A 21,146-nucleotide genomic window follows, 5' to 3' on the forward strand; every position below is an offset into this window, starting at 1 on the left:
AGGGCTCAGGTGTTGAGATGTGCGGGAATGCGCAGATGTTGGCGCACCACATCGACGAAGGCGGGATCGCGCTTGGCCGCCCAGACGGCGGCCATGTGGCCGATGAACCAGAGGACGAGACCCGCGATCCAGAGCCGAAGTCCAAGTCCAAGGGCCGCAGCAAGCGTGCCGTTAACGATCGCGACCGACCGCGGCGCGCCCCCCATCAGGATAGGCTCAGTGAGCGCGCGATGAACGGGCACGACAAAGCCTGCGACTTGGTCATCCATCAGATCACCACGCCGCCGCCGAAGGAGAAGAACGACAGGAAGAAGCTCGAGGCGGCAAACGCGATCGACAGACCGAACACGATCTGGATCAGCCTTCGGAAACCACCCGACGAATCCCCGAACGCGAGCGTGAGCCCGGTCACCACGATGATGATGACGGCGATGATCTTGGCGACCGGACCTTCAACCGACTGCAAGATCTGATTGAGCGGCTGCTCCCATGGCATGTTCGAGCCAGCCGCCCACGCCGGCGGGGCTGCCACAAGCACCGCGCCGAAGGCGGCCAACGATGCACCTCGAAGAAAGCGAAATTTATGACGCATGTCAGTCTCCTGCTGATGAAAGGTCGTAGTCGCCAGCGGCGCCAAGCCCTGTTACGCGGGCGAGTTCAGCGAGGCGACGGTCAGCGCCGCGGCCCGCAAGGACAGCGACGAGGTTGATCGTCTCAGCGATCAGGGCACGGGGAACCGTGATGACGGCTTCCTGGATGAGCTGCTCCAGCCGCCGCAGCGCGCCGAGCGCGCTGCCCGCATGGATCGTGCCGATGCCGCCGGGATGGCCTGTACCCCAAGCCTTCAGCAGATCGAGCGCCTCGGCACCTCGCACTTCGCCAATCGGAATGCGATCAGGTCGTAGCCGCAGCGAGGACCGAACGAGCTCCGATAGCGTGGCCACACCATCCTTGGTCCGCAAAGCGACGAGATTGGGCGCCTTGCACTGAAGCTCGCGCGTATCTTCGATCAGAACGACCCGATCGGAGGTCTTCGCCACTTCGGCCAGGAGCGCATTCGTCAACGTTGTCTTGCCGGTCGATGTCCCGCCGGCGACCAGAATGTTCCTCCGTGCGGCGACCGCGTTCCGCAGGATCTTGGCCTGCTCCGAGGTCATGATCCCCCTGCGGACGTAGTCGTCGAGCGTAAACACGGCGACAGCGGGCTTGCGGATCGCAAAGGCCGGTGCCGCAACGACCGGAGGCAACAGACCTTCGAAGCGCTCGCCGGTCCCAGGCAATTCGGCCGAGACCCGTGGCGAGCCCGCATGCACCTCCGCACCTACGTGGTGCGCAACCAGACGAACAATACGCTCGCCATCCGCTGCGGAGAGAGTTTCGCCTGTGTCGATCAGGCCATTCGACAATCGGTCGATCCACAACCGCCCATCTGGATTGAGCATCACCTCGATGATCGCATCGTCTTCGAGGTAGCCGGCAATCGCAGAGCCAAGCGCGCTGCGCAGCATTCGCGCGCCGCGCGAACTCGCTTCCGATTGAATGGAATGGATTGCCACCGTTCGTCCCCACCGAATGAGGACGTCCAACGAGCGTCCTCATGTGGGGATGATTAGAAAAGGCACCGATGGACTTGGCGCAACAAGCGGCTTCAGTGATCGTAGGCTGGCGTAGAAAAAGTAAGAGTGAGAACTGATGTTTGAGGCCTATTCAATAGGATCGTACTCGGCGAGCTACCGTTCACCACTCCGCATCGTCATCCGCGGGTACCAGTATGACCGAGTTCTCATACAGGCCGACGGGTTCGACAGCGTCGGAATCACTTGCCGGCATGAAGAAGGGAATTGAACTTATCCATGGAGCGACGGATTGGCGCCAAGGCAACGCGAACCATACCAACGCCGCGATCTGCAGTGCTATGTTGAGGCCGAACGCGACCTGATAGGCTGGGACGGATCTGTGGCCATCGTTCGTCGGCCACTGCTCCAGGATCAGGCCTGTTGCGGATTGCGCCAGAAAGGCCCAGCCAAAGTGCAGGACGTTCAGGGCGCCATTGGCACGACCAGCAAGCTCAGGCGGAAAGTAATCCGCTATTACCGCAAAACTGGCCACGGTCGCCGTTCCGGCAATTGCGACAACGGACCAGGGCAAAATGGACGGCAGAGGCGCTCGCAGGATCAAGGCCAGTTCGGCTGCGATAAACAAGACCGCAACGATCGTTAGTATCGTCTCCGCGCCGATTCCCCTTCGTTTGATGTGATGAACCGTCATGCCGAACAACCAGGCACCGCCGCTTAGCGTGATCGACATTATGAACAGCTGTCTGACGAGGCTTGCGCGATCAAGCCCCTCGACGTCTGTCAGCCACGGCGATGCCCACAATCCCTGCAGGGACCAGGACGATCCAACGCAAGTCGCCGACAACGGGGCCATTCGCCAAAAGCGCCGATCGCTGAAGACGGAGCTCAGGGTAGTGGCCGCTGTTGATGTGGCCACGCTTCGTTCAGGCACCACGAGATAGATGAGAATGGCTGTCGTACCGGTCGCGACTGCCATAATGTCAAAGAGCTGCCGCCAGCCCATCCAGGCGAGCAGGTATTCGACGGGAGCCGTGGCGGTCACCGCTCCAAGCGATCCCAACATGATCATGTAGCCATTGAGCAAGGCAACTCGCTCCCTCGGGAACCAAAGGATGATGGACTTCAGTCCTGCCGTGAGCGACGCCGCGACACCAAGCCCGATCATTGCGCGCGCGGTCAAAAGGGATAGGAAGCCGGTCGATACCGCGAACAGTCCGGCACCGACTGCTGCGAGCAAGAGCAAAACGCTCTGGACGCGACGCGGACCAAAGCGGTCCAATAGAATACCGATGGGGATCTGAGCCGCTGCGAAAACAAGAAAGTAGACTGACGTAAGCAGCCCAAGATCTGCAGCCCCAACACCGGTATCCGAGCTGAGATGGCTGGCGATCAGAGCGTTGATCGTTCGAAACAGATAAGAGAGATAGTACCCAGCTACAAAAGGCAGAAAAACGCGCGCGATTCGACGCCATGCTGTTGAGATTTGCATGCTGGCCCCTTTGCTCTCAGCTCGCTCGAGCCGATAGCGCGTCCAGCTATTGTAAGTTCGGCAAAATCGCTGCGGTCGTAGGCTGGCGTAGAAAAAGAGGGACTGGCGAGATCATCTCATTACATGGTTCAATCAGCTGTTCTCGGTCGGTTCCTGACGGCGGATATCTTCTGGTATCTCGCGCAGAAAGCTTTGCCCCTTCTGCAAACGGCGCCCGAGCGCCTCGACAAATCCTTCAAAGCGCTCCCGACCCTTTGCCTGCGCGGCCGCCTGCGCGTCGTTGGGTAGCGGCGGCGTGATCGTCAGCCAGAAACGAATAAAAAGGGCCAAAGTTTCCGCCGTCAAACCCACGTCGCGTTCTAGCCTCTGCATCTGCCGCGACACTCGGTCCAGGCGACGGGTAAACGCCGCCTCCCGCCTGTCCGCCCCGTCCGGTGACAGAAATGAAGCGACGGCCGCTTCCACAATCGCAGACCGAGAGAGCTTCTTGCGATCGGCCAGGTCCGAGATCTGTTTCAGAAGCTCTGGCGGAAAATAGACGTTCATCCGGTCGCGCATATCGCCTCAGAGCTCCATAGCGTCATTCGGGTCCAGGGCGGCCTGACGGGCGACACCTCGCATCTGTTTGCGGATGAGCCGAGATTGACGTAACGCATCCTCGTCATCGTCAAGGACGGCAGCGAATTCTTCTGCCGGTGTCGGTTCGGTCGCCTCCCTGGCGATCGCGACGTGATCGGGGAGCTCGGGCTCACGACGGAGTCCGCTGTTCGCCGTGTCTTCCTCGACCCCCGAAGCTTGGTCAGCTGGACTCGCCGTCGGCTTCGGCGTTCCGAGCGTTGACCATCCGTCCGTTCGCGATGATCGGCCGGCTGTCGCCGGATCAGGCGGCGGTAAAACACGCTCGGTGAATCGGCGATCCTCGTAGTAGCGGACCTTCCTCGCCCGGATCGGCGCGGTCCCTGCCACCATGACAATCTCGTCCATCGGCGAAAGCTGCATGACCTCGCCGGGGGTCAAGAGCGGCCTTGCCGTCTCTTGGCGGGAGACCATCAGATGCCCCAGCCAGGGGTTGAGCCTGTGACCGGCATAGTTCTTCATTGCCCGCATCTCCGTCGCCGTGCCCAGCGCATCGGACACCCGCTTGGCCGTCCGCTCGTCATTGGTCGCGAAGCTGACTCGGACATGGCAGTTGTCGAGGATCGCGTTGTTCGGGCCGTAGGCCTTCTCGATCTGATTGAGCGACTGCGCGATCAAGAAACTCTTGATGCCGTATCCCGCCATGAAAGCGAGCGCGGACTCGAAGAAATCAAGCCGGCCCAGGGCCGGGAATTCGTCGAGCATCATCAGGACTCGATGCCGACGGTCACGGGCGTGCAAGTCCTCGGTCAGGCGCCGGCCGATCTGGTTCAGCACCAGGCGGATCAGTGGTTTGGTCCGTGAGATATCGGAGGGCGGCACCACAAGATAAAGCGTCGTCGGGCGGCCATCTGCGATCAGATCGGCGATCCGCCAGTCGCACCGGCAGGTCACCTGAGCCACGACAGGGTCGCGGTAGAGCCCGAGAAACGACATCGCGGTAGAAAGAACACCGGAGCGTTCATTCTCGGATTTGTTGAGGAGCTCGCGCGCGGTCGAGGCGACCACGGGGTGAGACCCCTGCTCGCCAAGATGGGGCGTGGTCATCATCGCCTTCAGCGTCGCCTCGATCGGCCGCTTCGGATCGGAGAGGAAAGCAGCGACCCCGGCCAAGGTCTTGTTTGCCTCGGCATAGAGGACATGGAGGATGGCGCCGACCAGGAGGGAATGACTGGTCTTCTCCCAATGGTTCCGCTTGTCGAGCGAGCCCTCGGGGTCGACCAGGACATCGGCCACGTTCTGGACGTCGCGAACCTCCCATTCCCCGCGCCGGACCTCAAGCAGCGGATTGTAGGCCGAAGACTTCGGATTGGTTGGGTCGAACAACAGGACGCGGCCATGCCGCGAGCGAAAGCCGGCGGTCAGTTGCCAGTTCTCACCTTTGATGTCGTGGACGATGGCCGAGCCAGGCCAAGCCAGCAACGAAGGAACGACGAGGCCGACACCCTTGCCGGACCGGGTGGGCGCAAAACACAATACGTGCTCCGGCCCGTCATGGCGGAGGTAGTCGCGGTCGAGTTTGCCCAGCACCACACCATCAGGACCGAGAAGTCCGGCCGCTCGAACCTCTTCCACATCTGCCCAGCGCGCCGAACCATAGGTCTCGACATTCTTGGCCTCGCGCGCGCGCCACACCGACATGCCGATCGCCGCCGCGATCGAAACGAAGGTCCCGGACGCCGCGATGAACGCACCCTCAACGAAAACCCGCGGCGCATAGGCGTCGTAGACGAACCACCACCAGAAGAAGATCGGCGGGTAATAGACCTTGAAGCCCGCCAGTTCGAACCAGGGCCGCCCAAGCTCCGGTTGCCAGGCGAGCCGCCAGGCCGTCCACTCGGTTGCTCCCCAGATGGCTAGCAATACAATCACGCCGACGACAATCACCTGTCCCCACAGGATTTTGGTTCCGGACATCCCGAGGCCCTTCCGCAACTGAATTGGAGAGATTGCTAGAGGCCGAGGTCGCGCTTCCGACCAAAGCCCCATTCGATGCTACCGCTGTCCTTCACGACGCCGGTGACGTGTTGGCCAAGCCTCGTTTCGAGTTCGCGCGACCAGGGCACGAGTTGGAAGCCGAATCCGTTGTCGATCATGGCGAAGCGTCCTGAGGTGAGAGTCAGCCGCTGGCGATAAGTGCCCGCCACATGCTCCCCGGAGTCAGGCTTAACGTAAGGGAGGCGGGTCTCGGCCGAGACTTTTGCGGCCACCTCGTCCAGTTCACGCCGGCGCAACGTGTTCAAGAGGTCGCGCTGCAAGATGATGCGTGGGCCCTGCCGCCGCGCCAGGCCCTCCTGGATCAAATGCTCGGTACGGGCTTCCAGGGCGTCGCGTGTCTCGCGGCCGAATCCGCCCATGGCGAGCGGCATGGGGTCCCGTTCAATCAGCCGATGGTCGAGCCATGTTGCCCCTCGTGCCGTGATCTGGCTACCAAGATCGAGATCGGAGCGTGTCGCGAGAACCAAGGTCGGCCGCGGATCGTCGGCTTGACCGAAGCGTCGGACTTCAACGATTCCGCCGATCGTCGGTGCCTCGTCGAAAGCCTCGAGCCCTCGAAAGCGCACGTGGTGCGCGCGTCCGTCTGTACCGTCGATCAGGGCGTACGCCTCACCGGTCTGTTCGTCATGCAGTCCCCGATCGATCAGTCGCCCGACAATCTGGGATGTCGATTGTCCACCCTCGATGACGAAGTCGGCAACGCCGCGCGTTTCCCCACGGTCGGTAAAGGCGCGGTGCATGGTCTTGATGATGTCACCCCGCATGCCGAGGTCGCGCAAGCTCCTCTCGGCCTCGAGGCCGACCATCCACTCCCCCGGCGCGGCGGAGGCAGCAAGGCCCAGCTTCTCCAAGTGTTGAAGGCGACCGACCATCAGGCGCCGGATCTCGGGATCCGACTTCCCGGGATCGACTGGACGAAGATCAATGTAGCCCGTCTCATCAGCTGCCAGTCGGATCTCCCGATCGAGCCGTGTCCATCGCTCGGCCGTAACTTCCCTCTCCAGCGAATTGCGGATCTCGTGCTCCGGTTTAGGACCCAACTCGATGGCGACCAGTTCCTCGGCGCGTGAGCGCAGGCCCTGGCTGATATAGTCGCGGGAGATCACGAGATCCGCCCCTTCCTGATCGACTCCCCGAACTAGAAGATGGACGTGAGGATTGTCGGTATTCCAATGATCGACGGCCACCCAATCGAGCCGCGTGCCGAGATCGGTCTCCATCTGCCTGGCGAGGTCGCGCGTGAAGGCCTTCAGGTCCGTCATTTCGCCGGCATCCTCCGGCGAGACGATGAACCTGAAATGATGCCGGTCGTCCTTGCAGCGTTCTGCGAAGGCCGCGCTATCGGCGCGGTCGCCGCCGGCATCGAACATCTCGGCCCGCTCACCACTCCGGGTCACGCCGTCACGCTTCAGATACGAGACGTGGGCGGTCAGTGGTGCTGATCGGAAGGCTCGCCCCTTGTGACGAACCACGCGCGCCTTTACCACGACGCGCCGCGTCGGGCTGAACAATCTGCCACGGCTAAAAGCAAGGCGCCCGCGGCCAAACGTCGAGCGTCCATACGCCGCGGAACGCCTGGCAGCCGCAGCCTGACCCGAAGTGTGCCCAGCCCTCTTTGCCGCGCGCAGTACCTGGTTGATGAAGCTCCTTTGCTTCGGCGCGCGGGTACTGCGGATTCGCCCGGGCCGAACACGGAGATCGCTGTCGCCCACGGTCATGGCGAGGCCTCGCAACCATCAAAGGCGCACTCGGTGCCGGAGACGCCGTTGATTGCATTGGTCAAAATGCAAGTCGCGGCACGCGCCGCGACCGACCGGCACGCCAGAACCCAAGCCATGCCAATGGCTTGCGGTTCGACCGGCGAGCCTCTTTTATCTCGCCGTCCTGCCGTCGTGGTCTCCCCGTCGCCGCTTCCCGAAAGAGCCACCGCGACCTGGCTGCCAACTCGCGAAGCCCCTACTGCTTCCGAGCGCTTGCGATAGCGATCGTTACCCGAAGGGCCGAGACACCCGAAGGGTGGCTCGGTGAGGAGCGAAGCGACGAGTAGAGCGCGGGCCGAAGGCATCGCCCATACGCCATCGGCTTGCGAACCTGCACATTTGGTCATTGCGATGCTCCCGAATCCGATCGAGCGACGAACACGCCAAGAGGCCGTGGAACCATGTGCGAAACATCGGGCGCCGAGATTGCAGCCGTGACACCGCTCGACGGCATGAGCGCCAGGAACCGATCGCGCGTATTCATGGGAGAGCGTCGCAGCTGCTGATGACTGTCCGCTGGCTGTCCACCTCGGCGGCAGTTCGATGGCAAGCAAGTTTGCAAGCTTCGTGACGTATGCTCGCGTCTCGTCTGGCAGAGAGCCGCCCGCGAGATGCTCTTCATAGCGAGCCGGTCCCGCATTGTACGCGGCAAACATGCCAGGCGAGCCATATCGATCGAGCAGTTCGCGCAAGTACGCCGTGCCGGCCAGAATGTTGTCATGCGGGTCGTAGGGGTCGTTCCCGAGATTGTAGCGCTCGCGAAGTTCCGCCCAAGTCGCCGGCATGATTTGCATCAGGCCCATTGCGCCTTTGGGCGACTTGGCGTGCACGTCTCCAGCGCTTTCGACGTTAATGACCGAACCGATCCAGTTCACCGGAATTGCAAAACGCTTCGAGGCTTTGTCGACGAAAGCTGCAAACGGGTTGCTTGCCTGAGCAACCGCTTGAGCTAACACTGATCCACTCTCGGCTCGAGCAGCCCCGTCCGACGCAGCGAAAATAAGCAGCAGCGACACGACAGCCCAAACGCGCACGCCCGACCGAGCCAAGCATGCCGTTGTGCTCGCGCCCTTCCAGGGCAAAGCGGCTTCGCGTCGGCCATGCGGCAGCCGTGGACTGCCGCGGCGCGCGCCGGCGCTGCTAGCGTTGGTCGGGACGGAGGAATGGTCCCGCGATCGATCGAACAGAGAAATGGCGGGATAAGAGCGTGGAACACGCACGATCACTCCTCCCACGTCCACACGGGCAGCGCACGGCCGATCACCGCCGACGCAGGCAAGAATCCAAAATATCGGCCATCCAAGGAGTCGTCGGACTGCCAGTTCATCAGAAACAGCTCGCCGTCACCGACGACGCGGCAGCCCTGCCATTTCGGCAGCGGCCGGCCTCGTCTGTCGTGATCCTTCGCCTCGCCCACTGCGATGTCGTCGACCGAAATCGTGAGGTCCGTTCTGCAAACGGTCTGCCCGGGAAGGGCAAGCACGCGCTTCAGCATGGGGACGCCGAAAGGCAGATAGCCGTTCAAATCGAGGAAGGTCGCAAGCGGCTCCGGCGGCTGAACGGCGACCAATTCAGTGACTTGGAATTGGTCAGCCGGTCGGAGGCGGTAGAGACCGATCGGCACGCTCGCGGATGCGTTCCAGATGTAAAGCGGAAGCGGCTCCAGGACGATCGTCACGATGAGCGCGGAAGCGACCCCAAACGTCACGGCCAGCATCATTGGGCGGCCTGTCATCGCATGACCCTCTGCCGGTGAAGCCAGGCCTGGTGGCGGGCTTTCGTATACGGGCGTGGGTTTTCATTGACGGACAGGCGGTTATGAACGTGATGCCAATGATCAGGCGCGACATCAGCTGGATCGATACCGAACGCCTCAACGGCGTCGACCATCTGTAGCACGCGCTCGACCTTCGGCCAGCCGGACAGACGCAGCAAAATCTCTCCGCCGGGTGTCACATAAGGGACAGTCGAGCAGCGCTGTCCCGGTGCGACCGCGCGCAAGATGTCGATCCGCGAAATGATGGTGCCAAAGTCATTGGAGGTCCATCGGACGAAGGCAAAGATGCTGCCGGGCGCGAATGACAGGACACGCCGGTGGCGATCAAGCTTCCGTTCGTTGACGATACGACCGAACCGAATGCGGTTTTCGATTCGCTTCTCGAGCCACAACACTTCCACTTCCGTGAGATCGCTCATGCGGCGGCTCCCTGACGCTGGAGCTGGTAACCGTGAGCTTGGGGCTCGGTGGAGAGTGTGTATGGCGTGCAAAGGCAGGCTGGCCTATCGGACTGCCGTTGCCGAGCGCCGCCAAGGTGGCTTTCGGCCTGGTCCGTTAGAAGAAATCCGAAGGATTTCCGGTTAGTAAAGTTAGAGCGGCGGGAAAGCGCGGAGAAACAAGCGCTTAAGTCCGATTCCGGTCCCCGATAGCACGAGGATCGGGTCCCCGATAGCACGAGGGTTGCGGTCCCCGATAGCACGAGCTGATTCACAGGTTGTCCTCCGAATTTGAAACGAGTCCGCGCCGGCGCAGGCGTGCCGTTAAGGGATGAACAGGCGCAGGTGCGAAGTTCAGCCGCTCGGTACCGTTGGGATCGCGCGTCAGCACGAGCTGATAGCCGGGCAATGCCTGGCACTGGACGATCTGACGCACGTCGTAAGCAAAGTGCTTGAGCGGTGAAATGATGCCGGACTTGGCATGAAGGTGCACAAGATCAAAACTCCAACCGTCATCCTGGCGCCCACCATGCTTGCGCACGAGCCGGTAGAGCCACCGCTCAAGTCCGCCCGTCAGCTCGAAATAGGCGCGGTCGATCGTCAGCACGAGCGCGTCATCGATGACGCCCGCGTAGAACCAATCCGGCAGGATCAGTTCGATCCCAAATGGACGACCGTTTGCATCGGCCGTCTCCTTCCACTCGTTGATCCAGGAGAAGCGCTGCCGTCGCCGTTCTGTCGGCTGGCGGATCGACGTCAGCACGGTCGTTGACTGAAGTCTGTCGAGACCCGCCTTCAGTCGGTCATAGTCACGTGCGCTGGTGCCGCGGCCGACGAACGTCAGAATCTCGTAAGGCGTTGCAGCCATCAGGCGCGACGTCTTCAAGCCGGCGTCACGGGCTTCGACGATCTGGGACGCAGCCCAGATCAGAACGTCTGCATCCCAGATGGTCGCCATGCCGTGTTCCGGCACAGCTTCGACACGAATAGCGATCGCACCGGCACGGAAATCGATCGGCACGATTCGCTTTGTTTTGGCGAGCGAAAAGAACGGATAAGCCATCAGATCCTGCGCATCGCGGGGCGCGAGATCCCCGGGCAAAGCACGAAAGAGCTCAAGCTGGTGGCGCTCGGAATGATGACTGCGCCGCATGGTCACTGCTCTCACGCGGCTATTAGCGACGTTCCTGACCTGCATAGGGACGCAGGGCCGGATGCTTCTTGGCGGGCAGCACGGTCCCCTTGCCGGGATCCGATGTCGACGTCTTGGCGCCGCGGTCGGCCCACGCTTTCAGATCATCGACGGCGTAGACAACACGTCCGCCGATCTTCCGATACGTGGGCCCAGTACCGTAGGTGCGGTGCTTCTCCAGCGTGCGGCCGGACAGGCCAAGATAGCGCGCGGCCTCAGGTGTGCGCAGGAATCGCGGGGGAAGACCGGCCATCGGATCGGGCATTTGAGAACTCCAGGAGGACAGCGCACTACACCTGGCTAGGCCGGCGTGTGTGCGGTCATCATGGTGGAGCAGGATCTCGGAGGGGGATGCCGAATGTTGGGGGTATGATTTTCGGCACCCCCTGGGGACTGCGCTACTCGTCTTTGCGCCCGGGCCGCAGGAGTTTGCGGTAACCGCCGCGCATCAACGCAAGGCCGCCTTGCACCAAGCGGACCGTTCGATTGCGCAGATCATGCGTCTTCCAGGCGCGATCGGGGATGCGCTTTTTGCTGAAGAGCGCTTCGGCGATAACGCGATAGCTCCCACCGGCGCTATGCGCATCAAGCGCGCGGATCGCGGCGCTCAGGCGTTCGCGTCGCTGTTTAGATAAGTGATGAAATGCCGGACCTGGCGCGCGTCCATTCATCGCGCGCCACAGCCGGCGGGCTGCATACGCTCGCGCGTCGAAATCGCCATCAAACGGCAGCTCGGCTGCGTATGTCGAGCCGAGCACCGGCGGCTCTTTGGACCAGACGCGGTGATCTACCGCACCGATGCGCAGCACGGCATGCCAGCCGTCGACAGCGCGGCGCACCTGACCTGCTGCAAGGTCAAGGAGCGGCTGAGACGCTGAACTGCGATCGGCGGCCCAGGCAACCTTGACCGGAACGACCGCCGCTAGAACCTCAGGCGCCCAAAAGATCGTCTGCTCGTCGAAGGACCTCTGCGGGTCATGGGCGAAAGCAGAGGCCCCACCTCCTCCTGAATTCCCCGGTCACTGTACCATCTGGGCTGCTTGCGATCATCGCTTCGTACTCGCGTCGATAGTCCCCGTTACGACGGAGACATTCCCAGGCGATATCGGTGATTTCGGCGTCTTGTAGGCTCTTGTAGGAATCCGGCGACCGCCAGTCGAATTCAGGCATTGCTTCCGTCCCATTGCGCACAGCTAACAACGATTGCGGCGCAATAGGTATGAACGAAGCGGTTGTAGGAAGCCCCTAGTTTGGCACCACGTGGTGCACCGGAATGACCACCGATCAGCAAAAGAAAATAGTTCTGCCTGCAAGTCGCCAGCCGGTAGTCTTGTTCTATTTCGAGCCGGTGCCTCGTAAGAGGCGCCCTTGCTCCGTCAACCATTTGGCGCGCGCAAGGTGGCTCTGATATGCGCGCCGCGCACGATCCGGCTCTCGCACCGGATCGATATGCAGCACGATTTCGAGCGACTTCCATCCAGTCAGCCCCTTCGCTTTCGGCCTGCAGGAGGCGCATGTAGGCCACCACATGCCGCTCATCGTAGGCAGTGAGAATTTGATCTGCAGGCGCAGCATCGGCGACGTCTGGGTCGAGCGGCGGCTTCCTCATAAGACTCCACGCCTTAGATTAGACAATTTCTAACACGCGGGCCGGAAGGAGCAGAAGCGTTAAAACTATCGCGGGAGCCGTCCGGAGGGTGTTTTGTCGAGAATACTCCGTGGTGAAATACTCTTCAAGGACATGCCCTCTCGCGTATCGATATACGCGAGATACTTGCAATCAATTTGCGGAAGCTCCGGCAGGCGGTTTGTCACAGGAGGAATTGGCTCATCGTGCTGAAATTGACCGCACTTATATCAGCGCACTCGAGCGAAGCGTTTATGCGGCGGGTATCGACGTTGTCGATCGGCTCGCGCGCAGTCTGGGCGTCGAGGCAGCCGACCTGCTCACTCGCCCGCCCACAAGCGCCAAGAAAAGGACGCGGGGGCAGGCCGAGTGATTGATGCCGAGCCGCTCGATCCGGCGGCCGGTTCGCGCTCACTTGACGCCTGAAGGATGGGAAGCCCCGCCCGGCGGACCGGACGGGGCTTGGTGGGGCGCTCTTACTCGCCGGTCTTGCGCGGCCGCGACCAGAGCAGGGTGTAGCCTTCACCGCCTTCGTCGTCGAACAGGTTGGCGTAGATCGGCGCGTTGAACGAGGGGTCATCGAGCTTGAGCGAGAGGTAGTCCCGGCCCTCTTCGGAGCGCTTCGACCAGGCCGCGCCGATCTCCGCGCGACCCACATAGATGCGGTGGCTGGGAGCGTTGTCGTTGGATCGGTTGGTCTCGGCGAGGATGCGGACGCCCTTGGCCTTCAGGCTCAGGGTCACGATCTCGCCCTGGAATTCGTTACCGACCTTCTTGAAAGAACCGATGTTAGCCATGTCACTTCTCCTGTTGTGTTTCGAGCCCGCGACCACCGCGGCCTCGATGGCGATCTAGGGCCGAGGACGATCGGCGACGCACCCGCTCGGGCCGGAGCGCAGCGGAGGACGTCGTTGTGGCGACTTTCTTGTCTCGCGAGGAATGGGCGAAGCCCAGGGGAAGAAAGTCGCATCAACGGCGTTGCGGCTCAGACGATCGAGGCGAAGCCGGTCTTCGGCCAGATCAAGCCATCAACGAGGCCATGTGCGTCCGCGTGCTGAACCACAATCTTACGGAGAAGCGTGGCTATCTCGGTTTTGACGAACAAGAGGTCGGAACGCTTCAGCGGGGAAAGAGAAACAATCTCCTGCAAAAGGCGGCATCGCTTCCAAGGACCGATCGAGGTTAACGCGTCTCCGCCGCGGATGCGTGGGCCAGGCCGGATACCGGCAGCTTGATCGAGGGGTTCAGAGGAGGCCTGCCTCGCCCGCGCCAGGCTTCGATCCATCCCCCGTTCACCGCGCCGATCTGCGCGTACCTGTTCGATGATGAAGGCGGGAAACGATCATCTTTCGAGGCTTACGGTCGTAAGAACCGGTTAGGACAAGTTCTCCACCACCCCACCCGACTCTAACGGGCGGGACTTCGTCAAAACCATCAAGCGCGTCCATGACGAAAGGCCAATGCAAACTGCGCCGAGGCAAGCGAAGACCTCACGCCAAGCCAGCGATGGCACTCCGATCTGCGACACGGCGAACACCATGTGATAGCCGGCGACGGCGGCGGGAGCAGAGAATGCTGTGGCGATCGCGACGCGAAAGGCGGAGGACCGAGTAGCAGCAAAGGCGACCTGGCCGAGGACGAGCGTCAGCGCACCGCCGGCCGTTGCGACGAGCAGCGCGCCAATAAGGCCGGCACCGCTCTGAAACGTCATCATCCCGATACTCAGTGCGACGTAAAACGGCAGGGCATACACAGCGAGCGCAAAGATCGCCCAGCAGAACAAGCCGATGCCGAGTGTGTTGAGAACAGGCCCAAGTGCGAGCATGGTGGTGGCTCCATGTGCATAGATCTACCAGTCGCGCCTTCCACCACCACCACGGCGCATCCCTGGATATGAGACCGAAACGAGGCGGAGTTGCGGCGTGAGCAACTTCGCCTCAAAGACTTCAGTCGAGCAGACGGCGCTCACGCGCCGCCGAACATCCAGACAGGGATGCCGAGCCGTTTCGCCTTGTCGGCGAGGTTGTCCTGGATTCCCGTACCCGGGAAGTGCATGACGCCGATCGGTAGGAGTTCGAGCATGGCGTCGTTGCGCTTGAATGGTGCGGCCTTGGCGTGCTTCGTCCAGTCGGGCTTGAAAGCGATTTGCGGCACTTTGCGAGTGGTCGCCCATTTGCAGGCGATCAGTTCGGCCCCCTTGGGGGACCCGCCATGGAGCAGGACCATGTCCGGATGCTTGGCGTGAACCTTGTCGAGACGATCCCAGATGAGATGGTGGTCATTGAAGTCGAGCCCTCCGGTGAGTGCGATCTTCGGCCCAGCGGGCAGCATGACCTCGGTCTCGGCACGACGCTTGGCGGCGATGAAGTCGCGAGAGTCAATCATCGCTGCGGTCAGCATGCGATGGTTCACCAGTGATCCAGATCGGGGACGCCAGAATGAGCCGGTGTGAGTCTCGAAGCGCTCTATGGCCTGGTCGCGGAAGAGCTCCAGGCAGTTGCGGCGCTCAATCAGTGTGATGCCTTCCGCCGTGATGCGCTCGAGTTCGACGGATCGAACTTCGGAACCGTCCTGCTCGCGCTGACTCTTCTGTTGCGCCTGTTCGTTGTCGTCGAGTTGGCGACCGATGCGGTCGACGGCACGATGGAACAGGTTGACAGTCGACCAGAGCAGATCGTCGAGGTCCGGCTCGAGCCGCGTGTCGCTCAACGTGGCGACCAGGGCGTCGAAGATGTCAGCGACAGCACCGGTAATGATCCTGCCCTCGGGAAGCGGCCGCGGATCGGGCTGGTCGTCGAAGGGGCGGTAACCGAAGAGCTGCAATTCGGTAAGAACGTGTTCGGTCGCAGATGCGGCGTGCGGCGGTTCGATGTCATCGTGGTCGGTCATGGAGGCGATCCTTTGCCGGATCGGCCGCGACCATCGCGGCCTTCGTGGCGATCACTCAGACGGCAGGCGGAACGAGCCAGAACCCGGAGCAGAGCGGAGGGCCGAAGCGCAGCGGAGGATGGCGGAGGCCGGCTATTTTGCTTCGCGATGCAAAGCGCGCCGATAACGTGACTAATATGTCTTCTCATCGCCGGTGCGCGGCGGAAAATAGCCGGTCGCAGCCATTGCCGGCCCTGACCGCCTGTCGTCCGATCGCCCTCTAGAAGGCCGTGGTCGCGTGCTCTTCCGGCATCGGCCTCGCTTTGACCGACCTAGTGACGCCGATCGAACACGCCAAGCTATTCCGCAGCCACCGTCGACGAATGCAGGAAGCGGATGACGTCCTCCGGGACAAGTTGAAGCCGCAACGCTGCTCGCAGGGTATCAAGGCCGAAGATGTGCAGATCTTCGTTGAAGTCCCCCAGCCGGGGCGACAGCGGGATCGCTTCAACGCCGACCTCTTCCGCGCGCTGGATGAGAATCGCCTGTACGGCATCTCCGGCAGCATCGTCATCGCGGGCGATATAGAGCCGACGCAGGCCAGACGGCAGCAACATGGCTGCGAGGTGATTAGCCGAAAGCGCGGCCGCCATCGGCAACGTCGGCAGCACGTAGCGCAGCGACAGCATGGTCTCCAGACCCTCGCCGGCAGCGAGCACGTCGTCCACCACGCCAAAGCGAACGGCATTGCCGAGCAGGTCGCCCATGGCCCGGCGTGGCGTATCAATCGGGGCCTTGCCGAGCCGCACGCGATCAAAGCCGTGTGGATCTAGCCAGGTGCGATGCACGCCGGTGATCCGTCCCTCGAGGTCCGTGACAGAGCCTATCATCGCCGGCCAGGTTTCAGTCGGCAAATGCTCGTCCGGTCGGTAGTAGCAACGCGGGTGGAAGCGCACGCTACCACCATGGTGGACTTGGCTTATTCCACGACGCTGCAAATACGTTTCCACCAACGTCCCTTCGATCGGGCCGGACATCGCAAAAAGTCGACGGGCGGCTTCTTGCGATCCGGCCGGCACGACTGGACGAACGGGTCTCGGGAGTGATTGCTCCTCAGAACGAGGCAGCTTCAGAAAGCGCCTCGCCTCCTCGGCGACTTCGCGGAAGTCTCGCAAGGCAAGGCTTTCGCGGATGATGTCAAGGAGATCGCCATGTTCCCCGGTCGCGGCATCGGTCCACTTGCCGGCGGGGCCCTTCGGCGATTCGTGCAGCCGCACGAACAACGAGCGACCCGGGGTGTTGTGGACGTCGCCGACCACCCAGTAGCGCCCCGCTCGCTTACCATTGGGGAGATAGTGTCGGCACACCGCCTCGGCCTCGCGCGCGAGGCGACGTGCCAGCTCGGAGACATCGCCGGACATCACGCGGCCTCCCGCTCACTTACGCCCGTAACCGGATAGGTGTCGAGCACCCTCGACAGGACCTCGATGCCGCTCGCGTCCGTGGGCACGAACATGCGCAGCTTCCAGGAGATGATCTCTCCAAACAGACCATAAGCACGGAGACGATCGCGCATCGTGTCATTGAATCCCGACAGCTCGATGCGATGTGCACCCATCACCCGGACGCGGCGAAGCTGAAGGCCCTCTGCGAGCTCGAGGACGGTCCGTCCTTCCATCAGTGCAGCAAAGGCAGCGTCCGGCGTCAGCGAGGGTGCGTCCGTCGTAACGACGTTTGCGACCCACGCGGCCGAAACCCTGCGGCCGATGACGCGTTCGCCTGTATCGGTCTGAAGCCGATAGACGCGGGTCGAATCGTTCGGTAGCCGCTTCCAGATCGGTAGCAGCAAGCCCGCCACGACGTGGATCGTGCTTTCCGTGAACTCGGGCAGCTCGGCAAGCTCCGCCAGCCAGGTCGAGGCAAAGCGTTCACGATCCGCTTCGCCCCAATGACTTTCGGCCATAGTGGTCAAGGGGACCGTGTGCTGATCCATCGGCCGGATCAGACGGACGCGCCGCTCGATCGCGCCGTCATCGAGCATGACGCTCGCCGCGGGGACCTGCACGGCGGCTCGTCCCGAGCGCTCATTGACGAGCAGGACGGCCCGACGATCGGAAAGACGAGCAAGAGCGTCATCCAGACTCACCGGATGATTGCGCTGGCGCTGGACGACCGTGAGCAGCCGGGTCTCGGCGCCGGTCCCCGGATGGTCATAGATCGTCCGCCGGTCGGTGACGACGAAGCTCTCGGCACGGAGGGTTTCCAACCCCACGTCGTAGGTGCCGGATGCAACCGCGCCTTCGATCCGAGCGGTCAAGAGCTGCTCGAAGGCGGTGAACAGCACATTCTGTAGGTCGATGGTGAGCGCCAATAACCTGTTCAGAAAGGTCGTGATCGGCGGTAGGTCATCCCTGAGCCCATTGGCATTCAGACCGGTCGCATCCTCGAACCTCCCAAGCGAGCAGCCGTCGACCTTGCCTCGCGCGAGCAGCGTGTAGAGCTGACGCAACGCATCACGTCCGTACTGGCTTTCGAGATTGTCCTCGGGCCGGAACAGGCCCTGTCCTCCGGTCTGACGTTGGCCGCGCGTAATGGCTCCCAACGTATCGAGCCGGCGGGCAATGGTGCTGAGAAAGCGCTTTTCGGCCTTCACGTCTGTCGCAATCGGACGAAACAACGGTGGCTGCGCTTGATTGGTCCGGTTGGTGCGGCCAAGCCCTTGAATCGCAGCATCGGCCTTCCAACCGGGCTCGAGCAGGTAATGCACGCGCAACCGCCGATTCCGAGCCGACAGTTCGGCATGGTAGCTCCTCCCCGTGCCGCCCGCGTCGGAGAACACGAGGATGCGCTTGACGTCATCCATGAAAGCCGAGGTCTCGGCGAGGTTGGCTGAACCGGCTCGATTTTCGACCACCAGCCGGTCGCCCTTGCGAACGATGCGGCGCGAGCGGCCCGTCACCTCGGCGACCAGTTCGGTGCCGAAGCGCTGGATGACCTGATCCAGTGCCCCAGGTACCGGCGGTAGTGATGCAAGCTTCTCGATGAGGCGGTCGCGTCGTGCGACGGCTTCCCGGCTCTCGACCGGCTGGCCGTCGCGATAGACAGGCCGGGAGCAGAGGTTGCCCTCCGAGTCGGTGAAGGGCTCGTAGAGCTGGACCGGAAAGGAGTGGGCGAGATAGTCGAGGACATACTCGCGCGGTGTGATGTCGACCTGGACGTCGCCCCACTCTTCAGTCGGGATCTCAGCGAGCCGGCGCTCCATTAGCGCCTCGCCCGTCGACACGATCTGGATGACTGCCGTGTGTCCAGCCTCAAGATCGTGCTCGATCGAACGGATCAGCGACGGGGTCTTCATCGAAGTCAGGAGGTGGCCGAAGAAGCGCTGCTTGGCGCTTTCGAAAGCGGAGCGTGCCGCAGAATTGGCTTGCCCGTTCAGCGTTCCCGTTGCGCCGGTGATGTTGGCGGCTCGCATCGCCGCATCGAGGTTATTATGGATGACGCTAAACGCACCGGCATAGGCATCGTAGATGCGAACCTGCTCCGGCGTCAGCTGGTGCTCAACGAGATCGTACTCGACGCCCTCGTACGAGAGCGAGCGGGCTGCGTAGAGACCGAGCGCCTTGAGGTCGCGCGCCAGCACCTCCATGGCCGCGACCCCACCTTCCTCGATCGCTTCGACGAACTCGGCACGGGTGGCGAACGGGAAGTCAGCGCCGCCCCAAAGGCCGAGGCGTTGGGCATAAGCCAGGTTGTGGACCGTGGTGGCACCCGTCGCCGACACATAAATTACGCGGGCATTCGGCAGCGCGTGCTGGAGCCGCAGGCCCGCACGTCCCTGCTGAGATGCAGCCTGTTCACCGCGCTCGCCTTTGCCCCCGACCGCATTCTGCATGGCATGGCTCTCGTCGAAGACAATCACTCCGTCGAAGTCCGAACCCAACCATTCGACGATCTGCCTGACACGCGAAAGCTTTTCGCCACGCTCGTCGGTCCGTAGCGTGGCGTAGGTGGTAAAAAGGATGCCTTCCGAGAGCCGGATCGGGGTGCCCTGGCGAAACCGAGACAAGGGCGTAACAAGCAGCCGCTCCATGCCAAGCGCGGACCAATCGCGCTGCGCGTCCTCAATCAGCTTGTCGGACTTGCTGATCCAGACCGCACGACGACGGCCCTTGAGCCAGTTGTCGAGCAGGATCCCCGCGACCTGCCGCCCCTTGCCCGCCCCGGTGCCATCGCCCAAGAACCAGCCGCGGCGAAAGCGGAAGGCATTTTCCGCGTCGTCGCGCGCGGCGGCCACAACATCAAAGGTCGTGTCGACCGTCCAGGAGCCTGCCAGGAATTCGGAATGCGCTTCGCCGGCATAGATCACGCTCTCGAGCTGGGCATCCGACAGAACTCCGTCCACCATGACATTGGCCGGCAGGTGCGGACGATAGGATGGCTTCGGTGGCGCAACGGACGCCATCGCCGCGGACTGCACGAGCTTGGTCGGATGTGCGCACGATCCGGGAATGCGGATCGACTGCAATCCGTATTCTTCATAGAGCGCATCGGTGAGCCGGGCACCTTCCGGCGGGGACCATTCGACCGTCTCGTAGATCAGTTCTGCGCCTACTGGCGCGGCGTCTCTCGAAGTGGACGATATGCGTGGTGCAATGGCGCTGGCCGATCGCGACATCGCTGGCCGCCCAATACCAACGATCTCTGATGGCGCGGCGACGGGCAGCCTTGGAGGCACATGCAGGTTCACCCAGCCAAGCAAGGTAGCGACATCACCCGCCATGCCTGGCGAGGCGGGAAAAGCGGTCGGATCGGCAGCGGGCAGCTTGTCGATCACAAGCAGCCTGGTATCCGTCTGAGTGCCATGCTTGGCGTAGACGGCGCCGTCGATCGCCGCACAAAACACCACCCGTCCGCGTTCCTGGAGGCGAACGAAGGCATCTCGCCATGCCGGATTGTCCGGCGCGAAGCTTGCGCCGGCAATAGCAACGAGGCGTCCACCGTCGCAAAGACGCGCGAGCGCCGAAGCGACGTGGCGGAGAGCCGCATCCGCCATCCGTCGATCGACATTCGCTACCGCGGAGAACGGCGGGTTCATCAGGACGACGCTAGGTGTGACACTCGCATCGAGGTGGTCATCGATCTGCGCGGCGTCGAACCGCGTGACCTGAACGTTGGCGAAGAGATGGCCGAGCAGCTCCGAGCGGGCATCGGCCAACTCGTTCAATGCCAAGGCGCCGCCGGCGAGCTCTGCAAAGACGGCGAGCAGGCCTGTCCCCGCGGATGGCTCCAGAACGCGATCGGCAGACGTAATTCCGGCTGCGGTGCATGCGGCAAGCCCGAGCGGGATCGGCGTCGAGAATTGCTGATATGCCTGGCCGTCCTCGGACCGCCGCGTATGTGTCGGCAGAAGGCCAGCTACTCGCACGATCATCGGCAGCATGGCGGCCGTCGAACCAGCCTTGGCCCGCATGGCCGGGCCGAACTTGCGAAGGAACAGAACGGTTGCCGCCTCGCAGACGTCATAGGCGGTCTTCCAGTTCCAGACCCCGGCTGCATCCGAGGCGCCGAAGGCAGCCTCCATGGCGCAACGCAGGGCAGCGGCATCAATGCGACGGCCCCGTTCGAGATCGGTCAAGAGCTGTCGCGCGGCCCTGACAGCAGCGGAGGTGAGACTTGCAGCGGCACGCATCGAGAGGGGCGCGGCGGCAGCGCCGCCGGCGAGAGATTCGGTCATGGCAGGATTTCTTTCGGAGAGAAGGAACGGGTCGAACCATCAGGCGCTCTC

Annotated in this window: 20 protein-coding genes and 2 pseudogenes; 1 reads left to right on the forward strand and 21 read right to left on the reverse strand. The window is 62.6% G+C overall.

The features are described 5' to 3' along the window. Positions 1–5: 5 nt before the first annotated feature. The 15 genes and pseudogenes from ACVIIW_RS02745 to ACVIIW_RS02815 all read right to left on the reverse strand — a co-directional run bounded on the left by ACVIIW_RS02745 (position 6) and on the right by ACVIIW_RS02815 (position 12,475). Complete coding sequence (locus ACVIIW_RS02745; protein ID WP_456699333.1) at positions 6–269, reverse strand: VirB3 family type IV secretion system protein; 264 nt, start codon at positions 267–269, stop codon at positions 6–8. Then, positions 269–592: a TrbC/VirB2 family protein gene (locus ACVIIW_RS02750; protein ID WP_456699334.1), complete on the reverse strand. Its 324-nt coding sequence runs from the start codon at positions 590–592 to the stop codon at positions 269–271. Before ACVIIW_RS02750 ends, ACVIIW_RS02745 begins: the two co-directional genes overlap by 1 nt. Before the next feature lies 1 nt (position 593). After that, positions 594–1,508: a P-type conjugative transfer ATPase TrbB gene (gene trbB / locus ACVIIW_RS02755; RefSeq protein ID WP_456705071.1), complete on the reverse strand. Its 915-nt coding sequence runs from the start codon at positions 1,506–1,508 to the stop codon at positions 594–596. Between the two features lie 229 nt (positions 1,509–1,737). After that, positions 1,738–3,066: an MFS transporter gene (locus ACVIIW_RS02760; RefSeq protein ID WP_456699335.1), complete on the reverse strand. Its 1,329-nt coding sequence runs from the start codon at positions 3,064–3,066 to the stop codon at positions 1,738–1,740. Between the two features lie 132 nt (positions 3,067–3,198). After that, positions 3,199–3,624: a CopG family transcriptional regulator gene (locus ACVIIW_RS02765; protein WP_456699336.1), complete on the reverse strand. Its 426-nt coding sequence runs from the start codon at positions 3,622–3,624 to the stop codon at positions 3,199–3,201. A gap of 6 nt (positions 3,625–3,630) precedes the next feature. Next, on the reverse strand, positions 3,631–5,619 hold the full coding sequence (locus ACVIIW_RS02770) for a conjugal transfer protein TraG (protein ID WP_456699337.1): 1,989 nt from the start codon (positions 5,617–5,619) through the stop codon (positions 3,631–3,633). 35 nt (positions 5,620–5,654) lie between these two features. Then, a complete protein-coding gene (locus ACVIIW_RS02775) occupies positions 5,655–7,418 on the reverse strand; it encodes a relaxase/mobilization nuclease domain-containing protein (protein ID WP_456699338.1) in 1,764 nt (587 codons plus the stop codon). Then, positions 7,415–8,416, reverse strand: a complete 1,002-nt coding sequence (locus tag ACVIIW_RS02780; protein WP_456699339.1) for a lytic transglycosylase domain-containing protein — start codon at positions 8,414–8,416, stop codon at positions 7,415–7,417. Before ACVIIW_RS02780 ends, ACVIIW_RS02775 begins: the two co-directional genes overlap by 4 nt. 266 nt (positions 8,417–8,682) lie before the next feature. Then, a complete protein-coding gene (locus ACVIIW_RS02785) occupies positions 8,683–9,195 on the reverse strand; it encodes a S26 family signal peptidase (protein WP_456699340.1) in 513 nt (170 codons plus the stop codon). Then, positions 9,192–9,656, reverse strand: coding sequence for a DUF2840 domain-containing protein (locus tag ACVIIW_RS02790; protein WP_456699341.1), 465 nt, complete (start codon positions 9,654–9,656; stop codon positions 9,192–9,194). The genes ACVIIW_RS02785 and ACVIIW_RS02790 overlap by 4 nt, the downstream gene beginning before the upstream one ends. A gap of 289 nt (positions 9,657–9,945) precedes the next feature. Further along, on the reverse strand, positions 9,946–10,827 hold the full coding sequence (locus ACVIIW_RS02795) for a replication initiator protein A (protein ID WP_456699342.1): 882 nt from the start codon (positions 10,825–10,827) through the stop codon (positions 9,946–9,948). Positions 10,828–10,849: 22 nt separating this feature from the next. Beyond that, positions 10,850–11,131 (reverse strand): helix-turn-helix transcriptional regulator, encoded by a 282-nt coding sequence (locus ACVIIW_RS02800; RefSeq protein ID WP_008561544.1) that lies wholly within the window; start codon positions 11,129–11,131, stop codon positions 10,850–10,852. A 133-nt stretch (positions 11,132–11,264) separates the two neighbouring features. Further along, entirely contained in the window at positions 11,265–11,705 is a 441-nt protein-coding gene (locus ACVIIW_RS02805; protein WP_456699343.1) for a DUF2285 domain-containing protein, read from the reverse strand. A gap of 136 nt (positions 11,706–11,841) precedes the next feature. Next, a complete protein-coding gene (locus ACVIIW_RS02810) occupies positions 11,842–12,036 on the reverse strand; it encodes a transcriptional regulator domain-containing protein (RefSeq protein WP_456699344.1) in 195 nt (64 codons plus the stop codon). 165 nt (positions 12,037–12,201) lie between these two features. Next, a pseudogene (locus tag ACVIIW_RS02815) lies at positions 12,202–12,475 on the reverse strand (DUF2285 domain-containing protein). A gap of 146 nt (positions 12,476–12,621) precedes the next feature. Between ACVIIW_RS02815 and ACVIIW_RS02820 the strand changes: the two are divergent. After that, positions 12,622–12,866 (forward strand): annotated as a pseudogene (locus tag ACVIIW_RS02820) (helix-turn-helix domain-containing protein). 103 nt (positions 12,867–12,969) lie between these two features. On the opposite strand, the gene ACVIIW_RS02825 reads toward ACVIIW_RS02820, so the two are convergent. The 6 genes from ACVIIW_RS02825 to ACVIIW_RS02850 form a co-directional block, all read right to left on the reverse strand. Beyond that, positions 12,970–13,290, reverse strand: coding sequence for a DUF736 domain-containing protein (locus ACVIIW_RS02825; protein ID WP_456699345.1), 321 nt, complete (start codon positions 13,288–13,290; stop codon positions 12,970–12,972). Between the two features lie 188 nt (positions 13,291–13,478). Continuing rightward, the gene (locus tag ACVIIW_RS02830; RefSeq protein WP_456699346.1) at positions 13,479–13,778 is read right to left on the reverse strand and encodes a hypothetical protein; all 300 of its coding nucleotides are present in this window, start codon (positions 13,776–13,778) and stop codon (positions 13,479–13,481) included. A 90-nt stretch (positions 13,779–13,868) separates the two neighbouring features. After that, entirely contained in the window at positions 13,869–14,318 is a 450-nt protein-coding gene (locus ACVIIW_RS02835; protein WP_456699347.1) for a hypothetical protein, read from the reverse strand. Between the two features lie 140 nt (positions 14,319–14,458). Then, positions 14,459–15,382: a DUF2493 domain-containing protein gene (locus ACVIIW_RS02840; RefSeq protein WP_456699348.1), complete on the reverse strand. Its 924-nt coding sequence runs from the start codon at positions 15,380–15,382 to the stop codon at positions 14,459–14,461. A 338-nt stretch (positions 15,383–15,720) separates the two neighbouring features. Continuing rightward, positions 15,721–16,782 carry a DUF7146 domain-containing protein gene (locus ACVIIW_RS02845; RefSeq protein ID WP_456699349.1) on the reverse strand — a complete coding sequence of 354 codons (1,062 nt, stop codon included), beginning with the start codon at positions 16,780–16,782 and terminating at the stop codon, positions 15,721–15,723. Next, on the reverse strand, positions 16,782–21,095 hold the full coding sequence (locus tag ACVIIW_RS02850) for a strawberry notch-like NTP hydrolase domain-containing protein (RefSeq protein ID WP_456699350.1): 4,314 nt from the start codon (positions 21,093–21,095) through the stop codon (positions 16,782–16,784). The genes ACVIIW_RS02845 and ACVIIW_RS02850 overlap by 1 nt, the downstream gene beginning before the upstream one ends. Positions 21,096–21,146: the final 51 nt, after the last annotated feature.

The sequence above is a fragment of the Bradyrhizobium sp. USDA 4449 genome (assembly GCF_054056275.1).

Excerpts from the sequence above, each read along its gene's own strand:
- ACVIIW_RS02745 (WP_456699333.1), bottom strand. The coding sequence starts at position 269 with ATGGATGACCAAGTCGCAGGCTTTGTCGTGCCCGTTCATCGCGCGCTC.
- ACVIIW_RS02750 (WP_456699334.1), bottom strand. The coding sequence starts at position 592 with ATGCGTCATAAATTTCGCTTTCTTCGAGGTGCATCGTTGGCCGCCTTC.
- trbB (WP_456705071.1), bottom strand. The coding sequence starts at position 1,508 with ATGCTGCGCAGCGCGCTTGGCTCTGCGATTGCCGGCTACCTCGAAGAC.
- ACVIIW_RS02760 (WP_456699335.1), bottom strand. The coding sequence starts at position 3,066 with ATGCAAATCTCAACAGCATGGCGTCGAATCGCGCGCGTTTTTCTGCCT.
- ACVIIW_RS02765 (WP_456699336.1), bottom strand. The coding sequence starts at position 3,624 with ATGCGCGACCGGATGAACGTCTATTTTCCGCCAGAGCTTCTGAAACAG.
- ACVIIW_RS02770 (WP_456699337.1), bottom strand. The coding sequence starts at position 5,619 with ATGTCCGGAACCAAAATCCTGTGGGGACAGGTGATTGTCGTCGGCGTG.
- ACVIIW_RS02775 (WP_456699338.1), bottom strand. The coding sequence starts at position 7,418 with ATGACCGTGGGCGACAGCGATCTCCGTGTTCGGCCCGGGCGAATCCGC.
- ACVIIW_RS02785 (WP_456699340.1), bottom strand. The coding sequence starts at position 9,195 with ATGACAGGCCGCCCAATGATGCTGGCCGTGACGTTTGGGGTCGCTTCC.
- ACVIIW_RS02790 (WP_456699341.1), bottom strand. The coding sequence starts at position 9,656 with ATGAGCGATCTCACGGAAGTGGAAGTGTTGTGGCTCGAGAAGCGAATC.
- ACVIIW_RS02795 (WP_456699342.1), bottom strand. The coding sequence starts at position 10,827 with ATGCGGCGCAGTCATCATTCCGAGCGCCACCAGCTTGAGCTCTTTCGT.
- ACVIIW_RS02800 (WP_008561544.1), bottom strand. The coding sequence starts at position 11,131 with ATGCCCGATCCGATGGCCGGTCTTCCCCCGCGATTCCTGCGCACACCT.
- ACVIIW_RS02810 (WP_456699344.1), bottom strand. The coding sequence starts at position 12,036 with ATGCCTGAATTCGACTGGCGGTCGCCGGATTCCTACAAGAGCCTACAA.
- ACVIIW_RS02825 (WP_456699345.1), bottom strand. The coding sequence starts at position 13,290 with ATGGCTAACATCGGTTCTTTCAAGAAGGTCGGTAACGAATTCCAGGGC.
- ACVIIW_RS02830 (WP_456699346.1), bottom strand. The coding sequence starts at position 13,778 with ATGGATCGAAGCCTGGCGCGGGCGAGGCAGGCCTCCTCTGAACCCCTC.
- ACVIIW_RS02835 (WP_456699347.1), bottom strand. The coding sequence starts at position 14,318 with ATGCTCGCACTTGGGCCTGTTCTCAACACACTCGGCATCGGCTTGTTC.
- ACVIIW_RS02840 (WP_456699348.1), bottom strand. The coding sequence starts at position 15,382 with ATGACCGACCACGATGACATCGAACCGCCGCACGCCGCATCTGCGACC.
- ACVIIW_RS02845 (WP_456699349.1), bottom strand. The coding sequence starts at position 16,782 with ATGTCCGGCGATGTCTCCGAGCTGGCACGTCGCCTCGCGCGCGAGGCC.
- ACVIIW_RS02850 (WP_456699350.1), bottom strand. The coding sequence starts at position 21,095 with ATGACCGAATCTCTCGCCGGCGGCGCTGCCGCCGCGCCCCTCTCGATG.